The sequence below is a fragment of the Mesoterricola sp. JemC181 genome (assembly GCF_055384585.1).
Window position 1 is genome coordinate 2950094 of record NZ_AP045076.1, and the last position, 16022, is coordinate 2966115.

Here is a 16022-nt window from a genome sequence, read left to right on the forward strand (position 1 = left end):
ACAAGGAGCATCCCGATGACCCAGGTTCCCGACGCCGTTGCCGCATTCCTTTCGGGCAGGCGAATCATCGTCGCCGGCGTTTCGCGGGCCGGTTCCTCGCCGGCGAACGCGATCTTCAAGAAGCTCAAAAGGTCCGGCTACGAGGTCGTTCCGGTCAATCCGAACGCGTCCAAGGTCGAAGGCCAGGATTGCTACCCTGACATCCCGTCCGTGCCCGGCACGGTGGACGGCGTGATCGTCGCGACGCACCCGTCGGTCTCGGCCGGGGTGGCCAGCGCCGCCCTGGCCAGGGGCATCCGGCACATCTGGTTCCACCGGTCCTTCGGGGATGGCAGCGTCTCCGTCGAAGCCCTCCAGGCCTGCCGCGATCACGGGGTGGAACCCATCGAGGGCGGTTGTCCGCTCATGTACTGCCAGCCGGTCGACCTGGCGCACCGGATCTTCCGGTGGTGGCTGGGACGCAGCCACCGGGTTCCGACCTAGGGCCGGTGGACGGGGAAAGCAGTGGCGCCCAGGCACAGTCCTCCCATGGATCACCGATGCCAATGGCATCCCCATGGCAGTCGCGGCCAGCCTCATCCGCTACTCAGCACTAAGACATCCCCCGGCAGAGCCGGGGGGTTTAAAACGTGAGCCGCTCAAAGCGGCTGGTCGGGGTCGCTAACGCGGCCCCGAATCATAGGATGGGCACCTTGGAGGTGCCTGGTCAGCGAAACAGGGACAGTTGCTCAAATCGCTCGTCCTCCTTTTCCTGTTTTCGGATGTATTCGCGCACGACCGTCTCATCTCGGCCCACTGTCGATACGAAGTAGCCGCGCGCCCAGAAGTTCTGGCCTACAAAGTTGCGCTTCCTCTCCCCATACACGCGGGCGAGGTGAATCGCGCTCTTACCCTTGATGAACCCGATCACCTGCGCCACGGCATACTTTGGCGGAATCGAAATCAGAATATGGACGTGATCGGCCATGAGGTGCCCCTCCTCGATCCGGCATTCCTTCTGCGCGGCCAGTTGCCGGAACACCTCACCCAGATGTGGTCGTAACTTCTCGTAGAGCGTCTTTCTTCGACATTTTGGGATAAACACCACGTGGTACTTACACTCCCACCGGGAGTGGCTTAGACTTTCCGACGAGTCCATCTTGGACCTCCTTTCGTGTGCTTGGCGGCTCACAATCGGAGATTCCAGGATGGACTCCCTGAAATGTCAAACTTCTACTGCCACCCCGGCAGAGCCGGGGGGTCTCCTGGTTTTGCTAGGATGAAGTTCGCTGCTGCCGACTTGTTATCCCATGAATCCGGCGAACTCCGTCGAAGGGCCTATCGCCGAGGCGCCGAGGAGCCGAGGATCGCCGAGGAAAAAAAAGATCATTTCTCGGCGATCCTCGGCGCCTCGGCGCCTCGGCGATAGGCTTTTCGTTTCGAACTACCTTAATGACGGGATCAGGACGATCTACGACCACCCGTCCCAGGGCCCTTCTCAAGCGCAGGCCAAAGCGAGTGTGGGTCGAAGCCTTCACTCCATTCCGTGAAGAACCTTCTAAAGCACCATTACATCCCTTTCAGCCCCGAGGCTCCCAATAACCAGCCGCCCGCATCAGGGAATGTGGAAGCCGCCAGCCCGATGCGCTAGAATCCTGGCCATTCGAAATCCCGGAGCCCCCATGTCGGTCTTCCGCCATTCCCGAGAAATCCCGGCCTCCCCCGCATCCGTCTTCGCCGCCATCCAGGATCCGGCGCGGCTCGCCCGCTGGTGGGGTCCGGACGGGTTCACGAACACGTTCAGCACCTTCGAATTCCGCCCGGGAGGACCTTGGCTGTTCACGATGCACGGCCCGGACGGGACCGGCTATCCGAACGAGTCGGAGTTCCAGGAGATCGTCCCCGGTTCCCTGGTCCGGATCCGGCACGTCAACCTGCCGCACTTCGAGCTTTCCATCGCCCTGGAGCCCTGCGCGGCCGGGACCCTCGTTTCCTGGACCGGCGTCTTCGAAAACGCCGAATTCGCGGAGAACATGAGGGGGTTCCTCGAGAAGGCCAACGAACAGAACCTGGACCGGTTGGCGCGCGAGGTCGGCGCACGCGGGCCGGGGGGCGTCTGACCCCTGCGGGGGCAAGGGAGGAGTGCATGAAGAAGGCGGAAACCGCCCAGGATCCATCGGCATCGGAACTCATCTCCGACCGGATCGCCGGGCTCCGGGACTGGCGCGGGGAGGCCCTGGGCCGGATGCGCGCACTCATCCGGGAGGCGGACCCGGACGTCGTCGAGGAATGGAAGTGGGCCAACCCGGTGTGGTCGCACGCGGGCATCATCTGCACGGGCGAATCCTACAAGAGCGTCGTGAAGCTCACCTTCGCCAGGGGCGCGTCCCTGGAGGACCCGGAACGGCTCTTCAACTCCAGCCTGGAGGGGAAGACGCGCCGGGCCATCGACATCCGCGAAGGCGAAGAGGTCGACGCGTCCGCCTTCAAGGCGCTCGTTCGCCAAGCGGCCGCCCTCAACCTCCTCAAGGACCCCGGTTAGCGCGGAGCGCCTGACACGCCCGCGGCCCCTGATATAGTGGCCCCATGACCCCAGCGGATCGCTCCAGTGGACGGCGCACCCTCTTCGTCGCCGGCATGGCCCATGCGATGCATGACGGCTACACGGACACGATCTTCGTGCTGCTGCCGCTGTGGCAGGCGGAATTCAGGCTGGGCTACGGAATGATCGCCATGATGCGCGGCCTCTATTCGGGGGCGATGGCGGGGCTGCAGGTGCCCGCCGGATTCCTTGCGGATCGCCTGGGCGGGCGGGTGGTGTTGGCGCTGGGCACGGCGCTCACGGCCCTGGGCTACCTGCTCGCGGGTTTCACGGGGAGTCTGGCGGGGCTCTGCCTGGCGCTGGCCGCGGCCGGCGCGGGGTCCAGCACCCAGCACCCGGTGGGCTCGGCGGCCGTGGCGCGGGCCTACGGCGACAAGGCGCGGGGTCCCTTGGGCATCTACAATTTCACGGGCGACCTGGGCAAGGCCGCCTTCCCCGCCGCGGCCGCGCTGCTGCTCATGCGGATGCCCTGGCGGGGGATGCTGGGGCTGATGGCGGCGTTCGGCCTCTGCGCCGCCCTCGCCATCGGCCTGCTCCTTCCGGACGCCCCGCAGGCCGGCAGCGCCCTGGGGCCGGAGACCCCGCGCCGGGGCGGAGGACGGGGCGGGTTTCCGCTGCTCTTCGCCATCGGGGTCATCGACAGTGCGGTGCGCATGGGGCTGCTGACGTTCCTGCCGTTCCTGCTCAAGGCCAAGGGCGCGGGCCTGCCCACGGTCGGCCTGGGCCTCGCCCTGGTGTTCCTGGGCGGCGCCGGGGGGAAGTTCAGCTGCGGCTGGCTGGGAGGCAGGATCGGAGTGCTGTGGACCGTCGCGCTCACGGAGGGAGGCACGGCCGCGGCCATCCTCCTCCTTCTTGCCCTGCCCCTGACGCCGGCGCTGGCGGTGCTGCCCCTGCTGGGGATCATGCTGAACGGCACCTCCTCGGTCCTCTACGGCACCGTCCCGGAGCTGGCCGCCACCGACCGGACGGAGCGCGCCTTCGCGCTGTTCTACACCGGCACCATCGGCAGCGGCGCCCTGTCGCCGGTCCTCTACGGCCTGCTGGGGGACGCGGTGGGGGTGACCTGGGCCGCCGCGGCCACCGCCCTCACGGCCCTGGCCACCCTGCCCCTGGCCGTGGCGCTGGCGCCGCACCTGGTCGGGGACCGGGCGGGTTGACCGGGCTTCACCTGGGGAAATGCTCGGCCTTGTAGCGCATGGCGGTGAGGATGCGCTTGCGGGGGCTGGGATGGTCGAAGAAGAGGAACTCCTCCACCGGGCCCGGATCCGCCTTCCGGTACTCCACCAGCTTAAGCTGCGCCTCGGCGAAGCCGTCGGGCTCCAGGGACGCGTTCACCCCGAACTGGTCGGCCTCGGTCTCCTGGACGCGGGTATCGGTGTTCAGCGCCGGCGTCAGGACGAACATGAAGAGGGTGAACAGGCCCGCCAGGAGCGGCAGCCCCGCAGGATCGCCGATGTCCCGGATGCCCCAGGACCCGGCACGGCTGCGCAGCGCCTCGAAGGCCCAGGCCACGAAGGCGAACCCGGCCAGCAGGACCAGCGCGAAGAACATCAGGGCCTTGTACAGGTGGTTGAGCACGTAGTGGCCGAGCTCATGGGCCATGACGCCCTTGATCTCGGGCAGGGTGGACCGGTTGAGGAGGTTGTCGTTGAGGCGCACGGCGGTGGTGCCGAGGATGCCGCTCACATTGGCGCTGACCCGGTTGGTCTGCCGGGAGGCGTCGAACCAGAGGACATCCTTGGCCGGCACACCGTTGGCCCGGGCCAGGGAGAGGATGGCCTGGCGGGCGGGGCCCTCCGGAAGCGGCTTGTACGCGTTGAAGAGCGGGTCGATGAAGGCCGGGGCGATGAACATCACGAAGGCCAGGACCAGCACGCCCCCGCCGGTGCCCCAGATCCACCAGGTGCGGGGGAACCGCCGGAGGGCACCATAGAGGGCGGCCAGGGCGAGGGCCAGGATGACCGTGGAGACCAGCAGGCCCACCACCTGGTCCTTCATCCAATGGGGAAAGGACTGGGTGGCCATGCCGTACCGGTGCTCCCGGATGAAGTCGCCGGCCACGCCAAGGGGCAGCTGGATGACCCAGGTGGCGGCCAGGAACAGCACCGCGTAGAGCATGGTCTGAAGGGGCCGGCGGCGGGTGGCGCGCTCGGCGAACTCCCGCATGGCCGCGGAGGCGCCGGTGGCCAGCAGAAGCCCGAAGGAGCCGAGGGTGACCAGGAAGCTCCCCAGTTGAAGCCAGTAGCCTCCCGTGAAGTAGGCGTCCGAACGCCCGCGGGCCTCGGGGGAGATCCGGGCCAGGTAGGCCGCCGTGGCCTGTTCCGGATCCCGGGGCAGCGCCGCGCGCCAGGCGTCGTCCACGGGCCGGATCATGGCCGCCTCGCGGGACGCCGCGCCCGCGCGGACCTTGGCGGTGAAGCCCAGACCGAGGCCAAGCGCCAGGCAGGCGGCAAGGATCGCCCAGACGGATTTCTTTTTCATGGCGTCTCCCGGGAGGGCGGCGTCGCGCGCGCCCATCGATGAACTTGCATTTGGAGGTATGGCCCATTCTGGACCCGGCCGCGCGCCGGGGCAAGCCGGGCCGCCGCCTGCCGGGTTAGACTAGCGTGAACCCAACCTTCGCCCCGGGCATCCCCGGGCGCACGCCATCCGCCGGCCCGGTCCGGCGCGGGAGTCCCGCGATGACCATCTGGAAACTTGACGCCTCCGAACAGCAGGACCTCCTGGACCGCTTCCTCCGGTACGTGGCGGTGGACACGCGCAGCGACGACAACGCCGAATGCTTCCCCTCCACGGAAAAGCAGAAGGACCTGGCCCGGATCCTGGTGGCGGAACTGGAGGCCCTGGGCTGCGCGGGCGCGGCCATGGACGAGTGGGGCTACGTCACGGCCCGGGTTCCCGCCAATCTGCCCGCGGGCCATCCGGCGTTCGGCAAGGTGCCGGTGGTGGGCTTCCTGGCCCACCTGGACACCTACCACGCCACTCCGGGGGCCAACGTGAAGCCCCGGATCATCCGGGGCTACGAGGGGGGCGACCTGGTGCTGGGCGCCGGCGAGACCCTGGTGGCGGACCACAACCCCACCCTGGCCCAGTGCCTGGGGCACACCCTGGTGACCACGGACGGCACGACCCTCCTGGGCGCCGACGACAAGGCCGGCATCGCCGAGATCCTGACCCTCCTGGCCTGGCTGCGGCGGAATCCGGACTTCCTGCACGGGGAGCTGCGCATCGGCTTCACCCCCGACGAGGAGGTGGGCCGGGGCACCGAGCACTTCGACGTGGCGGCCTTCGGTGCGCAGTACGCCTACACCCTGGACGGCTCCGTGCTGGGCGAGGTGGAGGACGAGACCTTCTGCGCGGACACGGCCATCTTCACCATCACCGGGCACGACGTGCACCCGGGCTACGCCAAGGGCGTCATGGTCAACGCCGTGCGGGTGGCGGCGAAGCTGGTGGAGCTGCTGCCTCCCGACAGCCTGCCGGAGACCACCGAGGACCGGCAGCCCTACCTCCACCCCTTCTCCCTCACCGGGGACGTCACCCGGGCCGAGCTCAAGCTCCTGGTGCGGGCCTTCACCGAGGAGGAGCTGGAAGGCCGCGAGGAGATACTCCGGAAGCTTCAGCGCGATGCGGAAGGCTCCTTCCCCGGGGTGTCGATCCAGCTGGAGATCAAGGAATCCTACCGGAACATGATCTACAGGATCGCCGAGGATCCCAAGGTGCTGGACTACGCCCTGGAGGCGGTGACCCGCCAGGGCATCACCCCCATCCGCCGGGCCATCCGCGGCGGCACGGACGGGGCCCGCCTGTCCTACATGGGCCTGCCCACGCCGAACATCTTCGCGGGCGGTCAGAGCTTCCACTCCGTGCAGGAGTGGGTGTCCCTGGAGTGGATGGCGGCGGCGGTGGAGGTGTGCGTGCAGCTGCTGGGGGTGTGGGTGGAGAAGTCGGGGAAGGAAGCCTAGGATCGTGGGGCCGGTGGACCGGCCCCACGATTCACGGAGGAAGCAGTCAATCGCCGGTCGAAACCCAAACCGTATTGGATTTGGCGGAGCCATAAGGGTTGGCGACCATCACATGGATCCGGGCGTAACGGTCGGACGGGGCCACCGCGAAGGAGTAGGTCGCCGCTGTGGCGTTGGCAACAGCCGTTCCGTTCTTGTACCACTGGTAACGCAAGGGTGCCGAACCCGTGGCCACCACGGTGAACCGGGCGGTTTGGCCCACGCGCACCTGCTGGTTCGTGGGTTGGGTGGTTATCCGGGGGGCGGTGCCCGTGGTCGTCACCGTCAGGGTCGCGGGGTCGCTGATGGCCGAACCGGCGGAATTGGTCACCACCACCGTGAACTTCGTTCCGGAGTCGCCCGGGACGGTGGCGGGCGTGGTGTATCTGGACCCGGTCGCGGCGGGGATGGCGACGCCGTTCCTCCGCCATTGGTAAGTCAGTGGCACCGAACCGGTGGCCGTCACGGAGAAGGTGGCGGTGGCCCCCGCCCTCACGGTCAGATTGGCGGGTTGAGCGGTTATCGCTGGGGCGCTAACCGTGCCGACGACCAGCGTGAGGGTTGCGGGCTGGCTCGTCACGCTGCCCCCGGCAGCTTTCACGACCACCGTGAAGACCGCCCCATTGTCGGCAACCACGGCCGCCGGCGTGGTGTAGGCGGCCCCGGTTGCGCCCGCGACGGCCACGCTGTTCCTGAACCACTGATAGGTCACGGGGGTGGTGCCCGAGACCTGGACACTGAAGGTCGCAGTCTGCCCCAGGGTGACGGTCAGGCTCCTGGGCTGGGTGGCGATCACCGGCGCGCCGGGCAGTGGCGTTTCGGTCACGGGGACGTTCTTGACCGGGCCGGAGCCCACGGTTGCGGTGCGGGCGTTCCATTGGAACCCGTGGGGGAAGTTCACCTGCACCGGGTTCTGGAAGCCCGTGTGGCAGACGTTGCAGGCGGATTCCGTGGAGGTTCCGGTGCTGCCGTGCTCGGAGCGCCAGTCACTGAACCCTTCGCCGTGGTTCGAGGCGTGGCAGGCGCCGCAGCTGCCGATGGCCTTCGGGGCGGCGGCGGTGCCCTGGTACTGGGCGGCGGTGAAGGTGTCCATGGCCTGGCTGCTGGGAAGCATGGCGTGGGGCGAGTTGTGGCAGGCGGTGCAGGCCATGTTGCCGTGACCGGAGGCATTGCGGAACAGCACGCCGGCGGTGTCCACCCCGGGAACGTTGGTGTGGCACTGGCTGCAGCTCGGTTCATTCACCCAGGGCGTCCGGGCCTTGGTCAAGCTGGTCGCGGCGACGTTGGCCATGGAACCATGGCAGTTCGTGCAGGCGCCGGTCGCGTCCGTATGGGCCAGCGAGCGATTGCACCGGGTGGAGGCGCCGGGGTGGCAGTCGTAGCACGCGGCGCCACGGGTCGCGTGGGACCCATGGATGGCCTCGGACAGGTATGTGCCGGCGGAGCCGCGGCCGGTTTGGTTGAGCACCGGACTTCCGTGGCAGCTTGCGCACAGAACGGGGGCGCTGCTGACCAGGTTGGTCAGGTGCTTCGCATCGTGCTTGTGCAGGATGTCGCCCAGAGGGTCGGCACTGCCGTGGCATTTCGCGCAGTTGATCTCATCGGAGGTCGGAACCACGATCTGGGTCCTGGCCACCGTGGCCCCGCTGGCATCCTTCACGGTGATGAGGCCGGTCTGGTAAGGGTTCCAGACCCCCGCATCATTGATGGGCGTAAGGGGGATGCCGTTCACCACGAAACGGTTGCCCTTGGCGATCATGGCGCCGGACAGGCCGTTCGAGATCGAGGGATCATCCAGGTTCAGGCCATGGTCCAGGGCGGGGCTGGCGCCGAACAGCTTGAAGGCGTTGGTCCAGAACTGGCCGAAGTTGCCTTTGTTGGAAGAGGTGGTGTTGCCGAGGATGCTGTAGCTGAGGTTGACGCCCGTGGTCACCACGACAGGCGGATTGCCCCGCTGGACCACCTGGGCCTGGATCGTGTTGTACGGGGGCAGGATCACCGCCTTGTCGTAGGTGGGATTGAGGCAGTGCATGCCCAGGTCGTTCCAGGCAAATACGACGTATTTACTGGAGCCGGTGTTATTGGGCAGCTTCTGGGTGGACTGGCCGGGGAGAATGCTGGCTGCGGCCAGGAGGAGCGGTAGGAGTCGTCTTCGCACAGGCACCTCATGGGAAGGGGAAGGTGTCGAGGGACCGGGGGGCGGTCTCAGGAGTCGCCCAATATCGGTTGGAGGTAAAGGAGTGCAAGGGTTGCACATGAGAAAAAAGATCCAACATTCTGAAAATACTAAGGTAAAAAAGTTTTGGATTTAATGTCTATAGATCCAATCAGGAATACACCATTGATTTAGCGTCCCAGTCGCCCATGGATTGGTCATTTCCTGGGGGGGATCCGCTTCCCGTGCCTATGGGGAGACGAGGATGCGCACCCCCCCCTGGCTGGAAGTGGTAACCTTAATTTTATCCAGCTACTTAAATGACGATCACGTCCCCTGCTGGCGTCCGGGACGATCAACCGGGCGAAAGGAATCCCGTGAAGCTCCTTCTACTGCTTAGTATTATTATTGTTTCCATTGGACTTTTGATCCGTGCCCTCCGCCGCCGCTCGCCGGCGACGCATCACGTAGCTTCGTCAGAGATCCCCGAAATCCTGGCCCAGCTTCAGGTTTCCGCTCGGGAGGGGAACGCCAGCGTTCTTACGCTCCCATCCGGCGGGGAAGGAGTCCAGCTCCAGTTTTCCATCGACCACGGCGTTGTCGGCCTGGATTGGGTCCTCGTTGGCCACAGGAACCTGTCCGACAAGTCCAGGATTGCCGAAATGGCGACGGCACTTGGCTATCACGTCGAGGAGTGCGAGCAGAACCAGGTGCGCCAGCTCCGGATCACCGGCCAGGGCATCGCGGAGCTGGGAACGGCGATCATCCGGGACTTCTATGGAATCCATCCGGCAGCCCGGATACCGATGGTGACGGTGGGCTTCAGGTGGGATCCCGAGGCGCATTGGAACTAGTGTAGGCCGCCAGAAATACCTGTAACGCCAATACAGCTCGTCGCATCCAAGCGGCAGGTGAGAACTTTGGCGCAAGTGGGGCGAGTTGATCTAACTGTGGAGCAATTCAGACGCCTTGAGGAAATGGCGCGGAGCCGGACCTTGCCTGCGCGCAGCGTCCTGCGGGCCAAGATTGTTCTTCATCGAGCTTCTGGCGAGTCCTTTCGTGACATCGGCCAGGCTTTGGGCTGTGATCATCGGACTGCTTGGCAATGCCTCAAGCGATGGGAGGAAGCGGGCTTCGATGGCCTCGAGAGGGAACGCCCAGGTCGAGGCCGGAAGTCTTGGGTGATTGCTTTGAAGGGGCAAGAGGTGCTCCATAAGACGACGCAGGAACAGCCCGTCAATGCCACGCACTGGAGCCGGGCCACCATGGCGCAGGCCATCGGGGTGAGCGAGAGCACGGTGGGATGCCCGACGTCAACGCCAATTCCCCATCGACGACAATTACAATTCCCCATCGAGGGGCCGCTGCGTAGCAGCCGGCTTACCAAGTTTTTAGGAGCGTGGACTTGGGATTTCGGTCGGGTCCTTACGTGAGGCAACGGTGTGCCCGCGGTCGGATACCGGATGAGGGAAAAACCGACCCGACGACAATTACAATTCCCCATCGCCAGGGCGCGGCGGAGCCGCTGGCTTACCTGTTCTTCCCTGACATCGCCATAGACACGGGTGGTAAAAGCAGACCCGACGACAATTACAAATGGACACCCGCTGCTGCTGCGCCCTTGGCGCTGGCCCCTGTGGGAACCGCGCTAGCGGTTTCCAGCCGCAGGCCGAGGGAGGCGGGTTTCCCGTGGAATGGGGGGCGGGGCCCGTGGGAAACCGCGCCCTTTGCGGTTTTCCATGGGAGGGGACCCGCCTTCCATGGGAAATCCGCGCCCGAGCAGGGACCGGCGCCGGGGGGGGTCTGGGGGGGTCAGGCTGTTGCGGATTCCTCAGGCTGGGGCATCCGCGCCTTGGCCGCGTCGGCCCGGTAGCTGGTGCCGTTCAGTTCCAGGATCACGCAGTGGTGGATGATTCGGTCGATGGCCGCGGCCGTCGTCATGGGGTCCTTGAATATCCGGTCCCACTGGGAAAACACCAGGTTCGAGGTGATGATCACGGTCCGCCGCTCATAGCGCTCAGCCAGGAGGGTGAACAGAACCTCGGTCTCGTCTCGGGTCTGCTGGATATAGCCGATGTCGTCAATGATGATCGCGTCGAATGCGTCCAACCGGCGCATCTCGCGCTCCAGGCCCAGGCCCTGCTTGGCGATCAGCAGGCGCTGGACCAGGGCGTAGGCTGGCGTGAAATACACCTTGTAGCCCCGCTGGATCAATTCCGCGCCCAGGGCGCAGACGAGGTGCGTCTTGCCCCGGCCCGGGAGGCCAAAGGCCAGCAGGTTCTCGCCCCGGTCGACGAACCCGCCTTCGATCAGGGTCGCCATCTGTCGGCGGACCTTCGCGGGCAGGAGGTCCTGCTTGAGGGTTGCCAGGGTCTTTCCGACCGGGAGCTTGGCGGCCTTGAGCACCCGTTCCAGACGCTTCTGGCGCCGCTGCTCCAGTTCCAGTTCCATCAGGTGGTGCAGGAACCGGTCGAAAGCCCAGCCCTCCTTCTCAGCCCGTTTCCCGGCTTCTCCGTAGGTTGCCGCCACCCCGGTCAGGTTGAGTTCCCGCAGCATGTCCCCCAGTTGCCGACGCGCTTCCTTGCTCATACCGCTTCCTCCAGCCGCTCCGTCAACAACGCGTCAAACCCGCCCAGGTCCACCACCAGGGGCGGCAGGTCCGGAATCTCGGTGGGTCTGCCCAGCCCCATCAGGTCCTGCACGCGCGCCGGTTCCGGGATGATGCCCTCTGCCATCAGCAGCACCAGGGCCGCCTCGACATCGCATTCCATTTCCTCGGCGGCCAGATTGAGGTTGCGCAGGTAGGCGACCTCACCCCGGCGCTCACCCAGGCCCTTCTGCAGGGCCTCCAGGACCTGATGCCAAACCGGGCCTGGGAACAGGTCCGCCCGATGCCGGTAATGGGCAAAGGCGCCCGGCTTCTTGAGCATCGCCTTGACCACGTGGCGGTAGTCGATGCGAGTCCGATACTCCCCCAGCAGCCTGGGGATCACCAGCAACCGCCGGTCCGCGAACCAGACTTCCAGGGTCATCTCGTAGAGCCGCACCCGCACCCACTTGCCCAGCAGCTTCGGGGGCACCGAGTAGGTGTTCCGCTTCACCAGCAGCGTGCTTTCCTCGCTTACCTTGATCCGCCATTCGTCGAACTCGGCGAACGCCTCCACACGCAGGGGCCGCATGGCGGCCAGTTCTTCGGGAACCCGCTTGCGGCGGGCGTTCGCCATTACGCAGACCCCCTGGGCCCAGGCTTCCCACGCCTCCACCGAGGGGAAATCCCGGTGGCCGCGCAGCAGCAGGTGCTGGTGCAGGCGCCGCTTGAGGGCATTGTTCGAGGCTTCCACGTCGCCGTTCTGCTCAGACTTGCCCACGCTGATGGTCCGCACCTGGACATCGTAGTGCCCGGTCATCATGTCCCAGTAGTCGTCGTTATAGGCCCGGGGTTTCCGGCTGCGGGTCCTGTGAATCGTGGACTTCTCCTCTCCCGACCCCGTGATCTCCACCTCGACCGCAGCGCTGGCGGCGATCTTATGGGTCGCGGAAGTGGAGTTGTCGGTCTGGCTGAACAGTGGGATCCGGCCCAGCTGGGCCAGGGCCGCCGGGATCCCCCGCCGCAGGGCCAGCATGGACTCCGACTGGCACACGGTGATCCAGCCCCAGTTGGAGTAGGGCAGCACTACATGGCAGAGCATGTGGGGGAACGGCTCGCCATGGATCGTCACGTTCAGCTCCGTTGCCCAGGTGAAATCCGTCTGCATGGCTTCGCCCGGCACGTGGTCCTGGGGAAAGAACACCTCCTTGTCGGGGCCGAACTGGGCCTGCCAGACCTGGATCCGCCGCTGGAAGGTCCGGAGTTGGCCCTCCTGGTAGACCCCTGGCCGCTGGCGCATCAGGTGCTCGAACAGGCCCTTGGCCTCCAATTCCGGGGCCTCGGCTAGGCGGCCCGCAACCTCCGGCCAGTCCGCCGCGAACGGATCCGCCCGGGTCTGCCAGGCCCGTTCCGTCGGCATCTCCGAAGGAAACTGCTTGGCCCGTATGTAACTCCGCGCCGTCTTACGGTCCATATTGGCCATCATCGCCGCCCTGCCGACCTGGCCATGCTTCGCCATTTCCTCGTTCAAACGCCTCACCTGCTGATCCGTGACCCGACCCATGGCACCGCCTTCCCCAAGGCCAGGTGGCCATGGGGTACCGTGCCGACATCTGAGTCCCCATGGCTATCCCGGAATGGGCAAGCCGATGGGGAAGTGTAATTGTCCGCAGTGGGGACTACTCAGTGTCGTCGGGCAGTGGGACGCATTTGGCGTCAGAATGGCCTCAAGCCGCACCGCACCGTTGGTTTCAAGTTAAGCAACGATCCTCATTTCGAAGAGAAGTTGGTGGACATCGTGGCCCTGTATCTGGACCCTCCGGAGCATGCCATCGTGCTGAGCGTAGATGAGAAGAGCCAGATTCAGGCCCTGGACCGGATTCAGCCTGGCCTACCGATGAAGAAGGGTCGCTGCGGCACCATGACGCACGACTACAAGCGCAATGGAACGACCACCCTCTTTGCGGCCATGAACACGCTGGATGGTACGGTGATCTCGGCCACGATGCCACGTCATCGCCATGAGGAGTGGCTGAAGTTCCTCAAGCGGCTTGAGCGGGGTACGTCGAAGCGACTCGCTCTGCACATCATTTGCGACAACTACGCCACCCACAAACATCCGGCGGTCAAAAGCTGGTTGAAAGGCCATTCGAGGGTCCACGTTCACTTCACCCCCACCAGTTCATCGTGGTTGAACATGGTGGAGCGATTTTTCCGGGACATCACGGAGAACCGCATCCGAAGGGGTATTTTCAGATCCGTCCCGGAACTCGAAGCAGCGATCCACACCTATATCGCGAGACACAATGCCGCTCCGAAACCATTTGTTTGGACCGCGTCCGCGAACGATATCCTCGCCAAGGTGACACGAGCACGGCAGGCCCTCGCGGCCATTCGGACGGCCTCTGCCAAGGGTTGACGGCGAACCTGCCTTTTTCTTTTCCTCGGTATCCTCGGCCTCCTCGGCGCCTCGGCGATGGCTTTCTCAAGTATCAGTCGGCGCAAAGATTACATGCGCCGAAGCACCCGTAGAAAAGCCCATCGCCGAGGCGCCGAGGAGGCCGAGGATACCGAGGAAAGAATTCTGGCCTGAACGTCCCGGCGTGATTGAGCGCACTCCTGACCCGAAGGAGGAAGTCATGGGTCGGCATTAGGGCGAAGATTGGGGCGACAACTATCCCCATCGAGATATCACCGAAGCCATCATCCTCGCTGCCATCAGGGTGCAGATAGTTCTGGGGCCTGGACTCCTGGAAAATGCCTACAAGGCTTGCCTCGCCCATGAACTCAGGTTGGCCGGACACGAGGCCCTTCGCGAGGTTCACCTCGACATCACCTACAAGGAATTGTGCGTCGAGAATGCCTACATCATGGATATCGTGGTGGACCACAAGGTGGTCGTCGAGGCGAAGGCCATTGCGAAGTTTTCGGATGCCGACTTCGCCCAACTGAATAGCTGCCTCCACTTTGCAAATTTCGAAGTGGGCCTGCTGATCAATTTTCATAACTGGCCCCTCAAGGACGGGGGCATCAAGCGACTCGTCAACACCAAGCCCTGAACTGGACCCGAGGCGAAGGGGGGGGACAAGGTGTTACCTGTTCTTCTGGCGGCCTACACTAGGAGCCTGTCTACGTAATAGGAGGCCCCGCGATGATGGCACCGGGGCTAGCAAATCAAGGAAGGCGAGGAAAGCCGCAGCGGGACTGCGGTTGACGAGCCTGACGCAAAGTTGCTGGCCCCGCTGCCATCACCCGAAGGGCGGCGCCCAGAAGCGCGCTTATCGTGTGCAAGTCCCTTGAAGGATTGACCTAATCCTCCTGCGGGCCTTGCGCTCGATAATCACGCTTCTGGGCGCCGTCGCGGGGCCTCCTATTACGTAGACAGGCTCCTAGGGTGTGTTTCCAGCCGAGGATTCGCAGCAAAGGCAGGGATCTGCCTGACCGATCTCATCCCCTATTATCCCCGTCCATGGACGGGAATGGAAAGGGATGAAAGCCTCTTTGGCTGGATCCGAAGCCTCGTCTGAATGCAGGCCAAGGCCACCATGCGCTCCCACATCTCCTCCGTAAGAAAGCTGCGCGCCATCCCTGCAAGGTGGCGTCACGACTGGAGTGGCTCCCTCTTGACTTGGACTGCAAACAGGCCCTGGACCCGCCGCGGCGCCCGGCCTGGCCCCGGGGGGGTCGAGGCGGACACAGCGGCAGATCCTGCTACCACTTGTTCACGACTTCCAGGTACACCAGCGTCTGGTTCAGCAGCTGGTATCCGATCTCCCCGAAGGTGACGGGTCCCGTGAGCTCGCCCGTTCTGCGGCCTTCCAGCTTGCCGAACAGGTAGTTGAGGATGCAGTTGCACGAGAAGCGGGGGGCGGCCTGGAGGCCCGCGACCAGGGCGTTGAGCTCCTGGACGTAGTCGCCGACGGGGGCCGCGTGCCGGTAGTCGACTCCGGTGAAGACCGGGGCGTAGAAATGCACCACGCCGGGCTCCACCGACTGGAAGGAGGTGTTGACCCGGGCGCCGTTGTAGTCCGCCACCAGGGGGCGGGCGAGGTCGAGCTTCTGCTCGGCGACGTACTCGGCGAAGTTGGCGGGCTGACCGTTGACCAGGCAATCCGCGGCGGTGAAGCCGTCCTTCGGGAAGGTCAGCACGTCCCCGTCGCCCGGGTGGAAGAGGTTGAGGATGCGGATCATGGCCAGCTGGCGCGCCGGCAAGGGCACGTGCAGGGCGACCGCCATGGCGTCGGACACCTTCCCCGTCCGGCCGTTGACCACCTTGGGCGTGACCTTGCCCAGGTCGTCCAGGTGCACGCCGGCGATCCAGCCGACGATGGGGGTCATGAACATGCCGGGGTATTCGTCGGCTCCGGAGGCGTACTCCCGGTGCAGGTCGCTGAGGGCGGGGATGATCACGAGGGTGAACCCGTTCTCCGGACCTTCCCCGGCGATGCGCGGAAGACCCGCCCGGTCGTATTCCGCCAGGGTAGCGGCGGAACCGGCTTCGGCCAGTTCGGTCACGTGCACGAGCTCCCGGGACATCAGCCCGCCCTCCTCCCCGACGAAGTAGGGAGTGGTTCCGCCGATCCAGTTGCCGGGGGGAAGCTGCCGGAGCACGGCCTCGTCCGCGGCAAGGGCGAGGAAGCGGCCGGTCTTGATCAGGGCTTCGGCTTCGGTGCGGGAATACATGGCGTTTATCAT

The 16022-nt window shown here is 65.4% G+C and carries 14 protein-coding genes and 1 pseudogene; 9 read left to right on the forward strand and 6 right to left on the reverse strand.

From position 1 onward, the window contains the following. Positions 1-15: 15 nt before the first annotated feature. Positions 16-483 carry a CoA-binding protein gene (locus ACZ5MC_RS12900; protein ID WP_464515973.1) on the forward strand — a complete coding sequence of 156 codons (468 nt, stop codon included), beginning with the start codon at positions 16-18 and terminating at the stop codon, positions 481-483. Between the two features lie 223 nt (positions 484-706). Here ACZ5MC_RS12900 and tnpA read toward each other — a convergent pair whose 3' ends face one another. Continuing rightward, positions 707-1138, reverse strand: coding sequence for an IS200/IS605 family transposase (tnpA, locus tag ACZ5MC_RS12905; protein WP_306600627.1), 432 nt, complete (start codon positions 1136-1138; stop codon positions 707-709). A gap of 523 nt (positions 1139-1661) precedes the next feature. Between tnpA and ACZ5MC_RS12910 the strand changes: the two genes are divergently transcribed. From ACZ5MC_RS12910 to ACZ5MC_RS12920, 3 genes are read left to right on the forward strand one after another with little or no spacing between them, the layout of a single operon-like run. Further along, on the forward strand, positions 1662-2099 hold the full coding sequence (locus ACZ5MC_RS12910) for an SRPBCC domain-containing protein (RefSeq protein WP_464515974.1): 438 nt from the start codon (positions 1662-1664) through the stop codon (positions 2097-2099). A 26-nt stretch (positions 2100-2125) separates the two neighbouring features. Continuing rightward, entirely contained in the window at positions 2126-2521 is a 396-nt protein-coding gene (locus ACZ5MC_RS12915) for a DUF1801 domain-containing protein (RefSeq protein ID WP_464515975.1), read from the forward strand. Positions 2522-2565: 44 nt separating this feature from the next. Beyond that, complete coding sequence (locus tag ACZ5MC_RS12920) at positions 2566-3738, forward strand: MFS transporter (protein WP_306600912.1); 1173 nt, start codon at positions 2566-2568, stop codon at positions 3736-3738. Positions 3739-3745: 7 nt separating this feature from the next. Here ACZ5MC_RS12920 and ACZ5MC_RS12925 read toward each other — a convergent pair whose 3' ends face one another. Next, positions 3746-5062, reverse strand: coding sequence for a M48 family metallopeptidase (locus tag ACZ5MC_RS12925; RefSeq protein ID WP_464515976.1), 1317 nt, complete (start codon positions 5060-5062; stop codon positions 3746-3748). Positions 5063-5262: 200 nt separating this feature from the next. Here ACZ5MC_RS12925 and pepT point away from each other — a divergent pair, with 200 nt between their 5' ends. Continuing rightward, complete coding sequence (gene pepT / locus ACZ5MC_RS12930) at positions 5263-6546, forward strand: peptidase T (RefSeq protein WP_306600914.1); 1284 nt, start codon at positions 5263-5265, stop codon at positions 6544-6546. Positions 6547-6592: 46 nt separating this feature from the next. Here pepT and ACZ5MC_RS12935 read toward each other — a convergent pair whose 3' ends face one another. Continuing rightward, positions 6593-8743, reverse strand: a complete 2151-nt coding sequence (locus ACZ5MC_RS12935; RefSeq protein WP_464515977.1) for an immunoglobulin domain-containing protein — start codon at positions 8741-8743, stop codon at positions 6593-6595. A 374-nt stretch (positions 8744-9117) separates the two neighbouring features. Between ACZ5MC_RS12935 and ACZ5MC_RS12940 the strand changes: the two genes are divergently transcribed. After that, positions 9118-9594: a hypothetical protein gene (locus tag ACZ5MC_RS12940; protein WP_306600916.1), complete on the forward strand. Its 477-nt coding sequence runs from the start codon at positions 9118-9120 to the stop codon at positions 9592-9594. A 123-nt stretch (positions 9595-9717) separates the two neighbouring features. Then, positions 9718-10173: a helix-turn-helix domain-containing protein gene (locus ACZ5MC_RS12945; RefSeq protein WP_464517786.1), complete on the forward strand. Its 456-nt coding sequence runs from the start codon at positions 9718-9720 to the stop codon at positions 10171-10173. A 379-nt stretch (positions 10174-10552) separates the two neighbouring features. Here ACZ5MC_RS12945 and istB read toward each other — a convergent pair whose 3' ends face one another. Together istB and ACZ5MC_RS12955 are read right to left on the reverse strand one after the other, a co-directional pair. Next, the gene (gene istB, locus ACZ5MC_RS12950) at positions 10553-11329 is read right to left on the reverse strand and encodes an IS21-like element helper ATPase IstB (RefSeq protein WP_306599781.1); all 777 of its coding nucleotides are present in this window, start codon (positions 11327-11329) and stop codon (positions 10553-10555) included. Beyond that, positions 11326-12747, reverse strand: a complete 1422-nt coding sequence (locus ACZ5MC_RS12955; RefSeq protein WP_464515978.1) for a Mu transposase domain-containing protein — start codon at positions 12745-12747, stop codon at positions 11326-11328. The genes istB and ACZ5MC_RS12955 overlap by 4 nt, the downstream gene beginning before the upstream one ends. Before the next feature lie 273 nt (positions 12748-13020). Between ACZ5MC_RS12955 and ACZ5MC_RS12960 the strand changes: the two are divergent. Then, a pseudogene (locus ACZ5MC_RS12960) lies at positions 13021-13746 on the forward strand (IS630 family transposase); the annotation flags it as partial. Positions 13747-14017: 271 nt separating this feature from the next. Beyond that, the gene (locus ACZ5MC_RS12965) at positions 14018-14386 is read left to right on the forward strand and encodes a GxxExxY protein (RefSeq protein ID WP_464517787.1); all 369 of its coding nucleotides are present in this window, start codon (positions 14018-14020) and stop codon (positions 14384-14386) included. A gap of 652 nt (positions 14387-15038) precedes the next feature. Here ACZ5MC_RS12965 and ACZ5MC_RS12970 read toward each other — a convergent pair. Continuing rightward, positions 15039-16022, reverse strand: coding sequence for a DUF6976 family protein (locus ACZ5MC_RS12970; protein WP_464515979.1), 984 nt, complete (start codon positions 16020-16022; stop codon positions 15039-15041).